Origin of the sequence: Bradyrhizobium sp. CCBAU 53415 (genome assembly GCF_028128735.1) — a bacterium.
GTDB lineage: Bacteria > Pseudomonadota > Alphaproteobacteria > Rhizobiales > Xanthobacteraceae > Bradyrhizobium.
Genome location: NZ_LBJF01000001.1, coordinates 169629 through 187732, shown reverse-complemented (window position 1 = coordinate 187732; position 18104 = coordinate 169629). Strand labels below are relative to the sequence as shown.

At 59.3% G+C, this 18104-nt stretch carries 16 protein-coding genes and 1 riboswitch; of the genes, 11 read left to right on the top strand and 5 right to left on the bottom strand.

Annotated elements, in window-relative coordinates; translation table 11 throughout:
* Positions 1-15: 15 nt before the first annotated feature.
* Genes XH87_RS00705 through XH87_RS00700 form a run of 3 tightly spaced genes read right to left on the bottom strand, consistent with a single transcriptional unit; the run spans position 16 to position 621 of the window.
* Positions 16-156: a hypothetical protein gene (locus tag XH87_RS00705; protein WP_271585788.1), complete on the bottom strand. Its 141-nt coding sequence runs from the start codon at positions 154-156 to the stop codon at positions 16-18.
* Between the two features lie 60 nt (positions 157-216).
* A complete protein-coding gene (locus XH87_RS36690) occupies positions 217-366 on the bottom strand; it encodes a hypothetical protein (RefSeq protein ID WP_442868237.1) in 150 nt (49 codons plus the stop codon).
* A 27-nt stretch (positions 367-393) separates the two neighbouring features.
* Complete coding sequence (locus XH87_RS00700) at positions 394-621, bottom strand: hypothetical protein (protein WP_271585787.1); 228 nt, start codon at positions 619-621, stop codon at positions 394-396.
* 1369 nt (positions 622-1990) lie between these two features.
* Between XH87_RS00700 and XH87_RS00695 the strand changes: the two genes are divergently transcribed.
* The 8 genes from XH87_RS00695 to XH87_RS00660 all read left to right on the top strand — a co-directional run bounded on the left by XH87_RS00695 (position 1991) and on the right by XH87_RS00660 (position 9749).
* Positions 1991-2332 (top strand): hypothetical protein, encoded by a 342-nt coding sequence (locus XH87_RS00695; RefSeq protein WP_271585786.1) that lies wholly within the window; start codon positions 1991-1993, stop codon positions 2330-2332.
* Positions 2333-2433: 101 nt separating this feature from the next.
* Positions 2434-2562, top strand: a complete 129-nt coding sequence (locus tag XH87_RS00690; RefSeq protein WP_333909161.1) for a hypothetical protein — start codon at positions 2434-2436, stop codon at positions 2560-2562.
* Positions 2563-2673: 111 nt separating this feature from the next.
* Positions 2674-4104 carry a PAS domain S-box protein gene (locus XH87_RS00685; RefSeq protein WP_271585785.1) on the top strand — a complete coding sequence of 477 codons (1431 nt, stop codon included), beginning with the start codon at positions 2674-2676 and terminating at the stop codon, positions 4102-4104.
* The gene (gene fixJ / locus XH87_RS00680; protein ID WP_271585784.1) at positions 4101-4706 is read left to right on the top strand and encodes a response regulator FixJ; all 606 of its coding nucleotides are present in this window, start codon (positions 4101-4103) and stop codon (positions 4704-4706) included. The genes XH87_RS00685 and fixJ overlap by 4 nt, the downstream gene beginning before the upstream one ends.
* Before the next feature lie 366 nt (positions 4707-5072).
* Positions 5073-5297, top strand: a complete 225-nt coding sequence (locus XH87_RS00675; protein WP_271585783.1) for a hypothetical protein — start codon at positions 5073-5075, stop codon at positions 5295-5297.
* 170 nt (positions 5298-5467) lie between these two features.
* Positions 5468-6151 carry a helix-turn-helix domain-containing protein gene (locus XH87_RS00670; RefSeq protein WP_271585782.1) on the top strand — a complete coding sequence of 228 codons (684 nt, stop codon included), beginning with the start codon at positions 5468-5470 and terminating at the stop codon, positions 6149-6151.
* 148 nt (positions 6152-6299) lie between these two features.
* The gene (locus tag XH87_RS00665) at positions 6300-6929 is read left to right on the top strand and encodes a hemerythrin domain-containing protein (protein ID WP_271585781.1); all 630 of its coding nucleotides are present in this window, start codon (positions 6300-6302) and stop codon (positions 6927-6929) included.
* A gap of 1380 nt (positions 6930-8309) precedes the next feature.
* Entirely contained in the window at positions 8310-9749 is a 1440-nt protein-coding gene (locus tag XH87_RS00660) for an IS1182 family transposase (protein ID WP_271585780.1), read from the top strand.
* Between the two features lie 226 nt (positions 9750-9975).
* Here the strand turns inward: XH87_RS00660 and metE are convergent, their stop codons facing one another.
* The gene (metE, locus tag XH87_RS00655; RefSeq protein ID WP_271585779.1) at positions 9976-12321 is read right to left on the bottom strand and encodes a 5-methyltetrahydropteroyltriglutamate--homocysteine S-methyltransferase; all 2346 of its coding nucleotides are present in this window, start codon (positions 12319-12321) and stop codon (positions 9976-9978) included.
* 102 nt (positions 12322-12423) lie between these two features.
* Positions 12424-12626, bottom strand: a riboswitch (cobalamin riboswitch).
* An 807-nt stretch (positions 12627-13433) separates the two neighbouring features.
* Between metE and XH87_RS00650 the strand changes: the two genes are divergently transcribed.
* A complete protein-coding gene (locus tag XH87_RS00650; RefSeq protein ID WP_271585778.1) occupies positions 13434-14261 on the top strand; it encodes a nodulate formation efficiency C protein in 828 nt (275 codons plus the stop codon).
* 576 nt (positions 14262-14837) lie between these two features.
* Here XH87_RS00650 and XH87_RS00645 read toward each other — a convergent pair.
* The gene (locus XH87_RS00645) at positions 14838-15020 is read right to left on the bottom strand and encodes a hypothetical protein (RefSeq protein ID WP_271585777.1); all 183 of its coding nucleotides are present in this window, start codon (positions 15018-15020) and stop codon (positions 14838-14840) included.
* 1080 nt (positions 15021-16100) lie between these two features.
* On the opposite strand from XH87_RS00645, the gene XH87_RS00640 reads away from it, so the two are divergent.
* Positions 16101-16817, top strand: a complete 717-nt coding sequence (locus XH87_RS00640; RefSeq protein ID WP_271585776.1) for a thermonuclease family protein — start codon at positions 16101-16103, stop codon at positions 16815-16817.
* A gap of 10 nt (positions 16818-16827) precedes the next feature.
* Positions 16828-17571, top strand: coding sequence for a carbonic anhydrase (locus XH87_RS00635; protein WP_271585775.1), 744 nt, complete (start codon positions 16828-16830; stop codon positions 17569-17571).
* Positions 17572-18104: the final 533 nt, after the last annotated feature.

Sequence of the window (18104 nt, the reverse complement as noted above, 5' to 3'; positions counted from 1 at the left end):
TTTGGGGTTCGGAGATCAGAACGCGCGACGCTTCGGTTCAGCCACGGTCACCGGCTGACTCAGCGGCGCTCGGATATTTGCCCAGGCGAGGGCCGCGGCGAAGACGACGAAGATGGACGTGACGACCGCGCAAACCAGAACGGCATCGAGGGGCATGAGAATCTCCTTTTGAGGTCCCGACTATCGTCACTTTCAGGAAAGCGTCTTTGACCTCGATCAATTTTGGGGATGCCGCGTCTCACGCACCGCACAGTGCGAGCTGCCTGGCGCGTTCCAGATCCACGACACGAATGCCACCCGTATATGCATCACGCCGTCAGGCTCGAGCTTCGTGAAGATCCGGCTCACCGTCTCGATGGTGAGAATTCGCAGGCCTCCCTGGCCACACTCAGGCTAACCACCCCATGCCGGCGGCAATGCAGGCGGGGTTCGAAGCTCCATCGCATCGGCGAAGACTGTCCAATCGTGGACACCTTTTTGCTTGCAGAAATCGGTCTCCGCCTGCTGTGCAGCAGCACTCAGCGAGGCGGCATCGACCTTGAACGATGCTTGACAGGCACGATGCTCGTGGCCGGTATCGTCACAAACGGTCTTAATGAACCGAACGTTAAATGAAGGCATGGCGCCCTCTTGCTGTGGGTTTGCTTATCCCCCATTCTGTCATTAGCGCGACAAGAGTATTTGATCTGTCTCAAGCAGCATCCCAACGAGTTTGTCCGCTCCGTCCGCCGAGACAAGGTCGAGCATGGGCAGCGCGGCGCGAGCGCTCCTGTTGTCCCGCAGACCCCGTAATCGCTATCTGTCCAGCCTGGCAGATCGCACTCTGTTTTGAAGTGGCCGAGGGACAGCGCCTTCCGGTCTGCTCTGCCATCGACCGACAAAATTCAGGCGCGGATCGAGGAATGTCTCGAAGAGGCGGTTGAGAGCAGCATGAAGCCGTCACGCCCGGGATACCGACAATTGATCTCTATCAATCTCATACTCATTCGCCGGCAACATGGAACCTCGACGCCGCGAACGTTACACGCGATGCTTGGTGGTCTCACGAGGCATTGCCGCAAAGGCGGGGTCATTGGCCAATCACCGGCCAGAGCCATTTCTGACGCGCGGCGATGGCCGGGCGCTATCGACGGCGAGACCTACGCGAACGTGATCGTGGGCAAATGAGACGAACCGCCGCGGTCTAGCTCCTGACGGTCCACCCTGCCGCCGCGACAGCACAGCCGATGATCAGGCCTGTCGCCGCCAACGTTTCGATAAGCCCAAGGTTCAGGACTTCCGCGCCAAGGCCTAAGGCTGCGATCAGCGCCGGCAAGGCTGCCGAAATGCGAGGCGAGCAATCGATGGACCATCTCCTTTCCGGCTCTCGCAGCATTGAGGACACATGCTGTCGTGGCCCAATCCGCGTGCGGTGCGCCTCAAATCAACCTGGCTACACGCTGGCGTGTTGCGGACCAACGCGAGGCCCTGGCGGATCGCGCGAGTTGGAACATGTCGTCTGCAAGGCGGCCCTGTCCAGCTCGCAACGGCCGCTCGACCTCGGCCGTTCTGGCCGCGCATCCGCTCTTTTTGACCTGTATCAATTACTGCGGCGGCCGCCAACTGATAGAAGCGATCTTCCCGTCCAAGGTCAGACACATGGCAGATAGAACGACTTGGCGCCCCATCATCTTTTCATGTCCAAATACCGGCGACCGAGTTCAAGGACTGCTGCCGGACGCACCCGAGCCGGGTGCCGATGACCTGCACCCGATAACCTGCGCCGCTTGCGATGGCGTCCACTTCATCGACCTGCGGACCGGCGCTATGATCGGGGCCGAGCGCAGCTAGGCCCATCCGAATGGCGTCAAGCGAATTCCGTCGTCTTCCCGTTCTCGCTTGGGGATGCCGCCCCGCTCGCAAGGGCGCGGCTGACGTCATCACAACCCAACGCCCCACGCTGACGCCCCGCGGGACAAGGAGATTTCTCACCAACGAAGGATGTTTCGACATGACAGACTACGGCGACATTTGTCCCGCCGCGGGCCAGATTGCGGGAGCAGCAGTCCACTCAGCATTCTGCAGAACAGCGATCAATACCAACCGCCGCGAGCTTGAGCTGATCCAGATTTATTCGACCGAAGCCGGGGAGTTGTTTCGCGCCGCCAATTCTATTATTTCGTTTGGCGAGCGGATCATGTCCCGGCACGATAAGTTCAACGACGCCACGGCCGATAAAACCCCGGCCGCGACTGACGCGCTCGAGACCACGCGCCGCCTGGGCAATATTGGGCTGAGCCTGTTCGCGCGTAGGCCAAGCGATCTCGTCCGTAGTGTTCAGAAGGTTGCCTGAATTTGTCAGCCCGCGGCCATGAACACCGTCCAGGATCTAATGACAACCTGATCTGGGAGCGGCTCGAATCGGCGCCCTTTGATCGGGATCTGGAGATTGCCGTGATCGAGGGTAATACCATTCACCGGGTGGTCTTTCCTTGCCGCCGGATCTTCGGCGGCTGGATCAAGGCCAAGACCGGAGAACATGTCGCCGTGCAGCCGACGCACTGGCGCATCTGGCCCGGATAGCGGCGGCCGTCCTGCGCAATAGATTGGCGTGAGTTGAGGCGCGGCTGCGTCCGGTGGCTCTCGTGGGTGGACAATGTAAAGTCGATCGAATGAGAGGGTCTGCCAGGAAACATGTCCGACCACATCTGGTACCGCTATGGCACTGCCGCGGCAGCCGCAGCGCTGGCTCTCGTGGCGCGCGCGGCGCTAGATCCGTATCTTCAGGACCGAACGTTGACGATCATTTACCTTCCGGTCGTCGTATTTGCAGCTTTCGCCGGCGGCCGCGGTCCGGCGATCTTCGCTACCCTGCTCTGCCTCGTCACCAGCGTGGCATTTCTTGGAAAAGGTCTCATCACCGATTCCGCAAACATGATCGATATCGCGGAATTCGCGGTACTTGGTCTCCTGCTTGGCTTCATGGGCAATCGGCTGCGGCGGGAATCAGAGCAGGCGCGGTATCGGCTAGCCCATCTGCAGTCGATCCTGGACATCGTGCCGGAAGCCATGATCGTGATTGACGAGAAGGGCATCATTCGCTCGTTCAGCGCCGCGGCAGTGCGTTTATTTGGTTGGTCCCCGGACGAAGTGGTCGGAACGAATATATCGAGGTTGATGCCGCGGCCCTACCGCGCCGAGCACGACCGCTACATCGAACGTTATCTGACCACCGGCGAGCGGCACATCATCGGCATCGGCCGCATCGTGGTCGGCGAGCGGAGCGACGGCTCGACCTTTCCGATGGAGCTTGCCGTCGGCGAGGCCAACGTGCGCGGCGAACGGTTCTTTACCGGCTTCATCCGAGACCTCACCGAACGGCGGGCGCAGGAACGGCGCTTGCAAGAACTGCAATCTGAACTCGTGCACGTGTCGCGGCTGACCGCCATGGGTGAGATGGCATCGTCGATTGCCCATGAGATCAACCAGCCACTGTCCGCAATTACAAGCTACATGCGCGGCGCAAAGGCTCTGTTGGCGTCCGACAAACCGGACGCCAACCGCATTGGTGATGCACTCGAACACGCCGCCCAACAGGCTCTGCGCGCCGGCGATATCATCAGGCGCCTGCGGGAATTCGTTGCCAAGGGCGAGACGCATCACACTGTGGAGAATCCATTCACGCTCCTTGAAGAGGCTGTGGCTCTGGCCCTTCTCGGCGCCAAGGAGCAAGGTGTACGCGTGGCTATCCGCAGCGACCGCGATCTGCCATCGATAATCGTCGACAAGATCCAGATCCAGCAGGTCGCGCTTAACCTGATACGCAATGCAATCGAGGCGATGGCTTGCTGCCCGCGCCGCGAATTGACCGTCGGAGTTGCCAAGGTCGATGGCCTCGCCAGGTTTACCGTTGCTGACACGGGCCCCGGCATCAGCCCTGATATCGCCGACCGCCTGTTCCAGCCCTTTGTCACGACCAAGGAGCATGGCATGGGTGTGGGACTATCAATCTGCCGGACGATCATCGAGTCCCATGGCGGCCACATCGCCGCGGAAGCGAATCCGAGCGGCGGAACCATCTTTCAGTTCACCTTGCCACTTGCGGAGGTTAGTGAAGAGGCATGATTGGGCGACGCATTCTTGTGATCGACGATGACGCCGCGATGCGGGACTCGCTGGCGTTTCTGCTTGATGTTAACGGTTTCTACGTAGCAACCTATGAAACGGCGACCGAGTTTCTCAATGACGGCGCGAGCGGTCCGGTTGACTGCATTATATCGGACATCCGCATACCGGGTATGAGCGGTCTCGAACTGGTCCGCAAACTGAAGGCCGATCGCGTCGACTGCCCCGTCGTCCTGATAACTGGTCATGGCGACGTATCGCTCGCAGTTGAAGCGATGAAAGCGGGTGCGGTCGACTTCATTGAGAAGCCGTTCGAGGAGGAGGTGCTACTGCGTGCGATCAATAGTGCTTTGGAAGCGCGGCCAACAAAGCCAATCGATGACGCAGCGAAACTGGAGGCGGAGGCCCGCCTCGCGGACCTCTCGTCGCGCGAGCGCGACGTCCTGCAGGGACTATTAGCCGGCAAGATCAACAAGGTGATCGCCCATGACCTTGGCATCAGTCCCCGGACGGTCGAAGTTTACCGTGCGAACCTTATGGCCAAGACCAATGTCCGCAGCATGTCCGAGTTGATGCGGATCGCCATTAACGCGGGACTCTAGCAGCAACGCAAATGGCTTATTCATGCATTCAAGCTGATGCAGCAGCTTTGACTTCCTGTATGGTCTTCCGAAATACGTTTTTCGTCTTATCGCGCCAACGGCGCGGGCCCCGACGTGGCGCGCCGGATAAGACGATCACCACATCCGAGCGATGCATGCCTTCGAGCATCCCGGTGAATTCCGAGAAGCGCCAATTCGGGTGCAGCCCTGATATCTATCGATTGAGGGAATCACGATCCGAAACGATCCAACAGAACTGCCGGCGTTGTCATCAATATTCCGCGAGCGGCTCTGATTGGCCTTCCAGCGGCAGTTCAAGAATCCGAGCATTGGCGGATCCGCAGAACCGCGACGAACGAGCCCTGCATGACCTTCGGTTGCTGGCTCGTTCTTCCTCCAGCAGGCCTGGTTTGCCATGACATGAATATCGAGCCGGCAATGGCGAGGGACGGCATCCAAGTGTCCCGGCGTCCAAACAAGACTTCCTGCGGCAAGCCGAAAGTGGCGGCGGACGACAGCGTTCGGGCCTGGCTGGAGCTCTTCACGGGCGCGGCCGACGAAGCCAGCATGCAGCTTTCTAATCCGATTTGAGCATGGTTGAGCAACCAAGGGACCGCGCCGAACCATTCAAGACGCCCTCCTCAGGGGCCTTACGTGTAGATACTTAAGGGCTTCTACCTAGGGGGAACATCCAAATTTCCCAGTTCGTCAGGAGCAGCCAATGTCTGCGTCCCGTCGACGTTCGCAAGATAGGATCCGCCATGCACGCTCAGGTCGCCAGTTTTACCGAGACCAGCCGCCGTCCGACCAGCGTCTTGCGTGGGCAACCTCATGGTTGTGGACCGTTTGGCATGATTGCGACACCGATGCGGTTCACTCGCAATAGCGAGATCTACAGCGAAGACGAGGCAGCCGAATACCTATATCAGGTGGTGTCGGGCGCTGTGCGAACCTACAAGATTCTGGAAGACGGACGTCGTCAGATCGGTGCGTTTTATCTGCCCGGTGACATCTTCGGCTTCGAGGCCGGAGGAAGCCATATCTCTTCGGCCGGAGCGATTTGCGAGACACAGCTACTGATGGTGAAGCGTACCGCCCTCATTGTTCGCGCCAGTCACGAGAGGGAGCTAACACGGCAGCTGTGGGACGCGATGGTGCTCGAGCTCCGCCGCTTTCAGGAACATATGATGCTCCTGATCAGCAGCGCTGAAGACCGGGTCGTCGCCTTCCTGCTCGATATGTCTCGCCGCGCTACGAAGAACGGTGCCATCGAACTGCCCATGTCACGGCAGGACGTAGCCGATTATCTTGGCTTGACGATCGAAACGGTGTCGCGCACCTTTACCCAACTTGAGCAGAATGGCGTGATCGCCCTGCCGACCTCACGCCGAGTCGAGCTGCGTAACGACAGATTGCCCAGGAGCTTTGTGCAAAACCTAGGCTAATTTGATTTACACCAGCTCAAATTGAACCGCGCTACTTTTTTGCGTCGAAAAGCGCGGACAAATTGCAGCGCAAAGGGCACCGAAATCGGGCGATCTTGCAAATGGCAGAAACGCCCCCAGCCTACCTTGTGCCTCCAGGAACACCGCAATGATCATCGATCTTTTGCTTCGAGAGCATCGCAACATTGATCTGCTTCTGGTCGCTCTTCAACGCGAATTGGACATTTTTGAGAAAGGAATCCGTCCCGACTATGAGGTCATTCGCGCGATTATCAGCTATTTCGAGGTTTACCCGGAGGTGTACCATCATCCACAGGAAGACTTGATTTTTTCCAAGCTCAAGACTCGCGATCCGGATGCAGCCGCAATTGTCGGCGATCTCGCGCTTGAACATTATGAAGTCGTCGACCGTTTGCACCACTTCGCGCAAGCTATCGACGCCATCCTCGCGGATCGTGAACTCCTTCGGCAAGATGTCGGCAATATCGTACGCGACTTTATAGTACGCGAGCGGCACCACATGATGTGGGAAGAACGAGATTTCTTTCCCGCCGCCCTGAAGGCTCTCTCGGCTCGGGATTGGACCGAAATCGCTTCCGCCCTCACCGATCATGGAGATCCGCTATTCAGCGAGACAGCGGCAGCGACTTCCGATGCGTTAAGAGCGCATATTCTGCAATTGCAGCAAGAAGCTGAGACCGAACGGAGCTCGGTCGCGTTTTCGTCCGGCAAGGCCGGCAACCCGCGACACGGCGCCGAGACGGATGGGGCGTATTGACCACTGCCGTTTCACGCCAGGAACTGGACGTTATGCTCATCCTGTCGAAATGAAAATGGGGTTGCTCGCTGGCACTCAGGCCGCCGTACCGCCAAGATGGCTTCTGCACAATATGATCGCTTCGTCGACCACCGGTGCAAGCGGCATGGCCGCGCCCTCCTGAGCTCTGGTTCCACCATGTGACCGTCGCAGGTTTGGCCTGCCCAGTAATATCGCGCGAAACGGACGCCTCTGATGTCCGCCGATCGATAAGGACGAGCGATTGCGGCCGCGCGAGTGCGGCGAAACACTCCCACTCCTTGAGCCCCGCCCGGCACGCTCTGAATCATCCGACCGCAGCCGGTTCGACTCACTGCACGCCAACTGCGAGGCACTGACAAGGGTACATTCAGCACGAACGGCAAGGCGCTGGACCTCGATCGCCTGGCCCGGTTCTGACGCGATTGGATCATAACGGGCTATAGGGACAGCGTCGAGCGCTACCTCCAATCCGAAGCGATCGCGGAAGCTTTAGTTGACGCTGGATACGTACGTGTCGGCATCGGTCACTTTGCCATGCCGCACGAAAGTCTTGCCCGGGCGAAGCAGGCAGGCAGGCTGAAGCGCAACTTCCAGGGCTATACTGACGATTGCGCGGACGCCCTCATTGGGCTCGGCGCCAGCGCCATCGACGCGGCAACAAGGGTTCGTCGCGAACGTTGTCTCGGCAAAGGACTACCTTGCTCGGATCACCGAGGATCGGCTCGCCACCGCAAAGGGCTTGCCCACTGACAGAGGAGAGCGCGTCCGCGCCCAGATCATCGAGCGAATCATGTGCGACATGGTAGTCGATCTCTCCGAGAGATCCCGTCGCCACGGTCTGGATCCGAAGTTCTCGCCGTCGTCGATCGTTCTCGAATCGACAGCCTTATCGCAGACAGCTCGTGGTGATCGACGATGGCCGGCTTTCCGTAGCTGATGGGGTCGAGTTCCTGCTCCAGCGCGTCGCATCGGCGTGCGACGCTCATCTTCCTCGGTGCGGGGCTGTCGGCAACCGCTGCCAACGTGCTCATGAGCGACAAACCTTGGTTTAGATTTCTAAATCTCAGGCTGTACGGTCGCATACCACGGCATAATTGAGCTACGCTGAGCTTGTGCTTCAACTGGGCTCAGATTTTCGGCGAATGTCCTCGCCGTGATCGAACCGGCGGCTGTCCTCCCTCCGCCGATGGAGGTCTGCGTCAGCGTCGCTCCTCCAGACTTTCGCCCGGCCCGCTAAGCGGGGCCGGGCATTTTTTTGTGTTCCCACGGTTCCCTCGATTATCGAGAGCGCAAATGACCCTGGCTGCGTGAAAACGACGAGTCAGATAGGGATCGTCTGGGGGTTTTTGGAGACGATCAATGAATCGGTTCATTGAAGGGGCGGACCGAGCGCAATCGACGCTGTTGCCCGAATGCCTCGACGACTGGGTCGATGAGAGTAATCCGGTTCGCGCGGTCGATGCCTTCGTCGAAGCGCTCGATCTGGCAGAGCTGGGCTTCAAGGACGTCGAGCCTGCGGCAACCGGCCGGCCCGGTTATCACCCTGCGGCGCTGCTCAAGCTCTACATCTACGGCTATCTCAACCGCATCCAGTCGAGCCGCCGGCTGGAGCGCGAGGCGAGGCGCAATCTTGAGGTGATTTGGCTGTTGCAGCGGCTTTCGCCCGACGACAAGACGATCGCCGACTTTCGCCGCGACAACGGCCCCGCCATCAAGAAGGTGTGCGCGAAGTTCGTCGAGCTTTGCCGGCAGATGGGCTTGTTGATGAAGGCGAGCGTCGCCATCGACGGCTCGAAGTTCAAGGCGGTCAACACGCGTGACAAGAACTTCACGAAGGGCAAGGTCGAGCGCCGTCGCCAGCAGCTGGAGGAGAGCGTATCGCGCTATCTCGCGCAGCTGGACACCGCAGATCTGCAGGAGCCATCTGAGACTCTCGCCGCGAAGACGGCGCATCTGAAGGAGAAGCTCACCAAGCTCGCGAGCGAGATGCAGAAGCTCGAAGCCTGCGAACAGGCAATGCTGGCATCACCGGACCAACAGATCTCGCTGACCGATCCCGACAGTCGGTCCATGGCCACGAGTGGCCGCGGCTCCGGTGTCGTCGGCTACAATGTGCAGGTTGCCGTCGATACCGAGCACCACCTCATCATCGCGCACGAGGTGACGAATAGCGGCTCGGATCGTGCACAACTCGCCAACATGGGTAAACAGGCCAAGGCCGTGCTCGGCGTCGACAAGCTCGAGGCCGTGGCCGATCGCGGCTACTACACAGGCGAGGAGATCAAAGCCTGCGCCGACGCCGATATCGCTGTGACACTGCCGAAACCGAATACGACGGGCATGGAGGCGAAGGGCAAGTTCGGCAAGCACGACTTCGCATACCTGGCCAAGCAGGATGTATATCGCTGCCCGGCGGGCCAGTTGCTGGCGTATTGGCTTACAACAGTGGATGGCGAACGCACCATTCGGCGCTACGCCACGAAAGCTTGTGGAAGCTGCCCGCTTAAGGCGCGCTGCACCACGGCCAAGAACCGCGTCATCTCCCGTTGGGAACATGAACACGTCATGGAGGATGCCCAGAGGCGGCTCGACGCCGATCCTCAGGCGATGCGTCGCCGTCGCGAGACGGTCGAGCATCCGTTTGGCACACTGAAGATGCGCATGGGCGCGACGCACTTCCTGACGAAGCGGTTGCCGAAGGTCGCCGCCGAGATGGCGCTGCACGTGCTCGCCTACAATCTCACACGCGCAATGAACATCATGGGTGTCGGTGCGCTGATCGCGGCGATGCAGGCATGAGGCAGGAGCGCTGTCGTGCGCGTGCCGCCAACCTTTATCAATCGATCACAGTGACCAAGGGAAGCCAATGGACCGGCTTCCGGCACCTTGCCGGAAAATATGCCACTTTAGCGCCAGCTGGCCCTCACAGGGGCCGTTCACGGCCGCGTCACCCCGCGCTGAAGCGTTTTCACGCAACCAAGACCACAAGCGGATCAGCTTTGTCGAGAAGAGACCCAAGCCCGGATCAATGGCCTCGCGTATCGGATGCAGCGCGCAGTTCGCGGGCGGCAGCGACCATGTTCGCCAGCGCCGGCCGAACCTCCTCCCATTTGCGCGTCTTCAGGCCGCAGTCCGGATTGACCCAGAGCTGCGAATCCTGCAGCCGTGTCCGAGCCAACGCTATCAGCTTCTTGATTTCGCTCGTCTCGGGAACGCGTGGAGAGTGGATGTCGTACACGCCCGGCCCGATCTGATTTGGATATTCGTACTTCCTGAACGCCTCGAGTAGTTCCATTTTCGAGCGCGACGTCTCGATCGAGATGACATCCGCGTCCATTGCAGCGATCGCACCGATGATGTCGTTGAACTCCGAGTAGCACATATGCGTATGAATTTGCGTTTGATCAGCGACACCCGATGAGCAGATGCGGAAGCATTCCACGGCCCAGTCGAGATAAGCCGTCCAATCCGATCGGCGCAACGGCAATCCTTCGCGGAGTGCAGCTTCGTCGATCTGGATCATGGTCGCACCAGCATTCTCGAGATCGCGAACTTCGTCTCGGATCGCGAGCGCAATCTGGCGGCAGACCTCGCTTCTGGGAATATCGTCGCGAACAAAGGACCAGTTCAAGATCGTCACCGGTCCGGTCAACATCGCCTTCATCGGCTTCCTCGTTAGTGATTGCGCGTAGCGCCACCAGTCTACGGTGATCGGCTTCGGCCGCAAGACATCGCCAAACAGGATCGGTGGCCTGACGCAGCGCGAGCCGTAGGATTGCACCCATCCGTTCCTGGTAAATGCGAAGCCGGCGAGTTGCTCGCCGAAGTACTGCACCATGTCATTGCGCTCGAACTCGCCGTGCACGAGGACATCAAGACCGATGTCCTCCTGCCAACGTACGGCGCGCGCAGTCTCCTCCTTGAGGAACCTGTCGTATTGTTCGTCACTCATCGCGCCTCGCGCATGCGCCGCACGGGCATTCCGGACCTCTGTGGTCTGCGGAAACGATCCGATCGTCGTGGTAGGAAAAGCCGGTAGTCCGAAACGATTGCATTGGATCTCGGCACGACGGGCAAATGGGCTGGCGCGCCGGCGCATGGTTTGGTCGATCGCTCTCATCCGGACAGCGACATTGGCATCATGGATTTTCGGCGAGGTCCGGCGGACAGTCGCGGCGCATTCCGACTCGGCAAGAGCTTGCGCAACATTCTGGTCGCCTGCGAGTGCCCGCGCCAGGATCGCAAGCTCACGCATCTTCTGAACCGAGAAAGCAAGCCAGCTCTTGACGTCGGAAGCGAGCCCGGTCTCGAGTGCCACATCGACCGGCACATGAAGTAGCGAGCAGGATGGCGCGATCTGTACACGATCCTTGCCGAGCTTCGCAATCGCAGGTTCCAGCCGCTGGCGGAGCGACGACAAATTCGACCGCCATACATTCCGGCCGTCGACGACACCGAGCGACATGACGAGATCACTTCGGCCGCCAGCAATGATCTCATCCAATAACTCTGGCGCTCGAACCAGATCGAGGTGCAGTCCGGCAACTGGCAGGCTCAAGGCGGTGTCCAGATTGTCGCCGAGGTCGCCGAAATAGCTGGCAACCATGATCTTGATGGCCGGCCCCTCCTTGGCGAGCCGGTCATAGGCATGTAGCAAGGATTTTCGCGCCCCCTCATCCAGATCAAGAACCAGGCAGGGCTCGTCGAACTGGACCCAATTTGCCCCGCGTTTGGCTAATTCCTGCAGAACCTCGATATAGGCCGGTATCAGTTGATCCAGTAGTGAGAGTGGCTGGAAGGCAGGATCGGCACTCTTGCCGAGCTTTAGGAACGTGACCGGCCCGATCAGGACAGGGCGGGTCTGAAAGCCGAGGGCCTTGGCCTCCTCATACTCCTCGATCGGCTTGCGAGAGCACAGTCTGAAAGTCTGCCCGCGGTGAAACTCGGGGACCATGTAGTGGTAGTTGGTGTCGAACCACTTGGTCATCTCCTGCGCGGGTGCGCCAAATCTGCGCGGTCCGTGACCGCAACTCGCATCCTGCTCGTCGTATTGTAAACCGCGGGCCATGGCGAAGTATGTCTTGAGCGAAACGGGTTCGGCTTTCGAGGCGTAGATGTCCGGGATGGCCCCAACCATGACACTTGTGTCGAGCACCTGGTCATACAGCGAGAAATCGTTCGATGGAATGACCGTGACGCCGATGGATTTCTGACGAGCCCAGTTCGCGGCACGCAGGCCAGCTGCGTCCTCGAGCAACTGCTGTTCGCTGCTTTTTCCGGCCCAGTAGCTTTCGAGAGCGAGTTTGAGCTCGCGCCTTGGACCGATGCGTGGCGTTCCGAGCGTGGCAACCGGAAGGGAGAGAAGAGACATAGCGTTAACCCCATGTTGGGGGCAAAGGCCATGGCGGACGCAGGCAGGGGAAGTCGCGCGTGCGACGGCTGCTTGGCGCACCACCGGGACACCCCGCCCGTGGACGAATATATTGTCGGGGCAGGTCTCCTGGCTCGCGGGTCATCGCTGCTGTCCGGCCTTCCCGAAGCCGCGCAGGCTTCAGTGACATCGTTGGACAGCGGCTCGCCGCTCACAGTTGCGGGGGCAGCGCCGGCATTTTCACCGGCTTCCCTCTTAGCTCCGGATCAAATGGAAACCGGAGAACCTCGACGACTTGGATTATCGGCAAGAGAACTCTGCGGTCAACCTCTCAGATTATGTCTCAAGCTAATGCTGCGACATCTGCTACGCGAATGACCGTGCATCTCTATCGTTGACCTCGATATAAAGGCGTTCTCCAATCAGCGATATCGAAATGGTATCGGAGCTGCCTGCGCGTGCGTGTTGAATAGGCCCAAGACACCTGGCCAAAGCAAGCAACATACCCGGCGAGCACGTTGATTTGCGGTGCCAGCCAGACTTCACATGCTCGGCGATGATGATCGGCTTCGCGTCGTTCGCCATCGATACAAAGCGCACTTGACTGAGGCTGTTCTCGACTTCCGAGGCGCCGCATGTCGCCAAAGGAGCGCCAAACGCGCCATGACCCCGTGGCCGCAAGTGCCCAAAGGCATGGCAGAGATCGAAAAGCCCACATTCCGGCAACGGTACCGAACCAAACGGTTCAATGGCGGCAAACGCGCCGAATATCCGGTGCGTGACGATGATGCATAAGCCGCGATGGATAGGCTGAATGGAACGATCGAAACGTCCGCAAGTCGGAAAGTCGACAAAGAGGACACAAAAGCGGTGCGAATTGCCGTCTACTACCTGGCACGAACAATGCAAGTCCTCGGCATGCCCAGACTCCTCCTGCTGGGCATGTCCAGCACAGCAAATTGGGGCTGTCGCTGGCGACTGAAGTTAGCGGCGCGTGACATGAAGGGGAGCGCCTGGTCGCGCGGGACACCAGCGGTCGCCCCGTCGCGTCGCCGCTAACTTTTTTGCGCTCGCGCATAACAGGTTGAAGTTGCCCGCTTTGGAAGATGTGGATGAAACCAGATAGGCCGACGGTTCTGAAGAAAATGTCTGGAAGTCGCGCGCTATTATTTTGTCTCGGTCGATCCCTGATCTGCCTGGCCGTGCTGGCTGCGACGAGCAACAGGGTTTGCGCCAACGACAGCCCGCTTATCGAAAGAGTCAAGTCAACGTGGCGAGCGCAAAACGGTGAGACGATAGAACAAATTATCTCCAACGTCTCGAAGGTGGCACAGTTCGTCCCTCGAATGTGGGGCGTCGCTGAACTTGACCAAAATGAATATGTTTTCGTTTCGTGGACCAGGCACCAGGATGTTAAATCAGACGAACAGTACGCTATCACCTGGAAGGTCGCGCTCGACGGGACGATTGAACTTGCGTCGACCTATGCAAAGCCGATGGAATTGGGCTGGCGCGCCTTGGCGCTCTCGTTGATCGCCAGTGAAGTCAGGGATGGCGAAAGGGACGCAAATCTTCGCTTTCTGCATGACCCGACCAACTTCAACTTTGTGACGACCACGCAAGGCCGGCTCGGCGATCTTCTACGGCAGGGCCGCTGCACTATCGTTGAACCTGTTGGAGTGGACTACTTGCCGAAGCGGAATGACAAGCCGACCGAGAAAGGTGATCTGTGGCGCGTTTTGCTTTTGGTGAACTGTAATATCCCAGGGCCCCGTTATTTTACCCACAACGGGGTCATCACGTTCGAAAAGAGCGAAGGACAAGATTGGGAGCCGCAATCCTCCCTTGCCAAGCGTATCGCGGCCTTTCCTCCTGGCTCCTGGTTCGATCGCATGGAGCCAAAGGAACGCGAAGAGTTAGAGGGGCCAAGGCCTCAGTAAATGGTCGCGCAGAGCAACATCGCGCCGCAGCTCCTTCAGCGCCGAGCGCCTCGGAGCAACCGCAAGACATATGCGCTCTAAAGTCGCGCCGTTTGCGGCTCCGCAACAGTCCGCGAACCTCTCCCGCAGCCTTCAGGCCGTCATCGGAAAAGTCGGACAGCACGATTGCACTCGGCTCTTTCCGCGAGGAGTCGAGCTCAGCGGCGCGTGCCAGCTTGCGAGAGCCGGTTTGGCCCCGCCGCACCCCACGCGGTGAGAGGACACCAATCTGCGAGGGGGCCAGCTCTCGATGCTATTCTTCACGGGACCGGGCCTGGAGATGCCTCGGGCCCAAGCCCGATCTGGCGTGCGCCGCGCATCGCGCGACTGACTGGCACCTCAGGAGCGCGAGCATAGCGACGCCGAAGGCGGCACGCGGGACCGAGCGCTGCGAAGAAACCGATTAAGAGGATACCCGGGAACGGGGCAGTATCAGCGAGGCCGGCATACCCCCTGACGACGGGCCCTTTTTCCGAGTGGCCCCGGCAAGGTGCCGCGGAGCCGTGCGCGAGGCATCGGGACCGAATTGAGTCGGATCTAGATTTCCTCGCGCGCATTCGTCTGCGCGTCATAGATCCGGATTTGAAGCATGGGAAAACGCTTCTTTAGTTCTGCTCCACCTGCCCTGGCGCCGTCTCTGGTTGCGAATTTGGCTCTGAGTCGGCCATCCACTTCAAGCGCGTAAGGAGAGACCGGCAATTCACGGGTGGCTGTAACCATTTCGTTCTCATTGTGCGGTGAGGTGGTCGAGAATGATGCGTAGCGTGAGTCGGCCGAACCGCACCAGAGATACCTGCACGAGAGCGGTGATGGGCCAGTACATGTTGTGGATTGACGCCTCGCACTGAATGGCATCAGGATGGCCATTCGCGATCGTTCGAACAGGCGGGCGGCTTACCGCTTGCCCGGTGCGTATACGACAGAGCCACGGCTCGACATGGTTGCCCTTTCAAATTCCCTGGCGCAAACGTACGCCCTCACGCCGGGCTTGGTGGGTAAACCTCCACTTGTGATCATGGGCAAGCGTACTACGAAAGAGCGGCCGCCCGCCGCGCCGCCTGGGTCATGAACGATCCGGTCCCAGTACGAACGGGCGGCGGCACCACGAACGATTAGCGCGGAAGTGCGAAAAGCCACAATGCGATTGGCATCAACGACCATCCCGGCTGGCTCTACGAAAGAGGGCTCTGAGTTTTGCGCGGTTTGCGCAAACGATGCCGATTCATTTAACAGCGAGCGTTGAGCTGAACTCCGTGGCGCCTTGTCCAAATCTCAGAGGAGGCGAGACCAGATTTCTTTCGAACATCGGTCTTTTCGTGACAAGACTTTACGGCGAAATGTCATCGTCCTCGTTGAAACCGTCGGCAGCCTTCTGTCTGCCGATGGAGGTTGGCACGAAGATAGCAAGGTTGCTCCTCCACGCCTGACTTCCACTCGACCACCAAAGTTCACAGGCGCTTTGTTCTTCAAGCGCGGGAGAAACAGCGTTCCGAGTTTCGGCTTTCTCCTGCATCGCGACTTCGGCACTGAGCGATGGGTATCTCCTCCACAGGTCGAGAGGGTGCCCGCCCAGTGAGAGAGACCGGCGATGCTCGAAGGATACCGCGACAAGCACACCCGAAGAAATCGCTTGAACCTCACGCAGCGTCAGGTCGTAGCTTGGAAATGACGGCCAAGCTTTCATAACGCAAACGTCGAAAGATACGGGCCGAATAACGGACATAGTGCGTTTAAGCAGTTGAATGCGGCGGCGCCGGATTGTGCGTAAACATGGATCAAGAGCGAAAGGCTATTTTCGGGATGAAACGCCGCGTAATGATGGTCGCATTGTTCGCTCTCATCACATCTCCGGTCTGCGCGGCGAAGCTCAGCGGCCCTCCGCGCATCCTCGACGGCAATACGATCGAAATCGAGCAAACCAAGATTCGGCTCTCAGGCATCGAAGCTCCTGAGACTGATCAGATTTGCCTCGACGCCCACGGCCGGAAATGGGCTTGTGGCGTCGCTGCTCGCGACGAGCTTATCAAGCATTCGAACGGACGAACGTGGGATTGTCATACCACAGGAGTTGATGAATACGGTAGGTCACGCGGCGGTTGCTTCATCGAAGGTGAGGACGTGAACGCCTGGATGGTACGCTCCGGCTGGGCACTATCGTCGGGTCCTACCTACGTTATCTCTGAGGTTGTGGCGAGCAAAGCCGATGCGGGGCTGTGGTCGGGGGCGTTCATCGCGCCCTGGGACTGGCGTCGCCGCAACAAGGGGACGATCATCATCGGCGCGAGCTCGGTTCCGATCGACGCTCAGGAACTCCTGCTCGGATCCGCGCTGCTATCGGACCCGCCCTCGTCCGAGTGTCTGATAAAAGGCACCGTGGACCGCAACGGCGAGCGCACTTATCACCTGCCCGAGCAACTCAGTTACGAACAAATCGACATGACGAAGAAGCCCGGTGAACGCTGGCTCTGCAGCGAAGCGGAAGCCGAAGCCATCGGGTGGCGCAAGGCCGCGCGATGAGGTGACACGCATGCATGCAAGCCGTTCTCCGAATATGCCCTATCTGACCAAGATCGCGCCATCGCGCCGCTCGCTGTTGCTGTTCGCTGTTTCGGCGGTTTGCCTCCGGCTTGGCAACAACATTGTCAATGCGAAGGAAGCAAAAGCGCCGCCCAAGCCAGATAACTTGCTCTCGCCGGATGCTGCGCTGAAGCGGCTGATGGAAGGGAACGATCGCTATGTTCAGGGCGCATCACGAGGCGACGATTTCAAACGCGAGCGTCCGATTTTGGTGGATGGGCAAAATCCATATGCGGCGGTTCTGAGCTGCGCCGATTCACGTGTGGCGCCTGAACTTGTCTTCGACACCGGACTTGGTGATCTGTTTGTCTGCCGTCTCGCCGGCAACTTCGCCAACGATGACACGCTCGCCAGTATGGAATATGCGGTCGCCGTGCTGAATACGCCGTTGATCCTGGTACTTGGCCACGATCATTGCGGTGCGATAGACGCCACCATCAAGTCGCTCCACGATGGTAAGCCGCCGCCGGGTCACATTTCATCCCTCGTCGCTGCGCTTGCGCCTGCGGTAAAAGGATCTCGCCAGCAAACCGGTGACACGTTCGCTGATGCGACCCAGCAAAATGTAATCGATAATGTCAACAAGCTCAAATCGACGGGGCCGATTCTAAACGCGGCAGTTGAGCAGAACAGACTGAAGGTCGTCGGGGGCCTGTATCGGCTCGATACCGGCAGGGTCGATTTGCTGAGCTGACGCTGGCACCTTCGCGCGGCCGGCCAGTCGTTTGCCGCCTGATACAGGCTTCGGTCGAGTTCCGCGCAATTCGCTCGTCCATCGGCTGCATCAAATGCGCCGAATACAATCCGCTTCACAATTGTCGTAGCTTCGGGAAGACCTCTGGTATGCGTGGCCTCTTAATTCTCCTCGTATTCTACGTGCTCATGTTGGCAACGCGCGGCCAGCACCAAGAAACACTCATATCGCGACCGGCAGCATTCATGCCTCCACGTTGATGCGCCAGGCCAACAGAGGTGATTCAAACGGCAGATCGCGGTGCGAGGTAAGCAGGGTCTGAGCTCTCGCCCTCCGGAACACGCGACAATTCCGGCAGACTCTCACTCGCGATCAGGCAAGCCATCTATGGTTCTGCTTATGATCATCCGGCTCAGCCAGGGCCGAAGATCAAATAGAGCAGGATTACGACGACGATGACTGCCCAGCCCGCCGATGTAAAGAAAAATGCTACTCGCGTCGGAATCGGTCGGTCTCCCCTGCATCAGCCATTT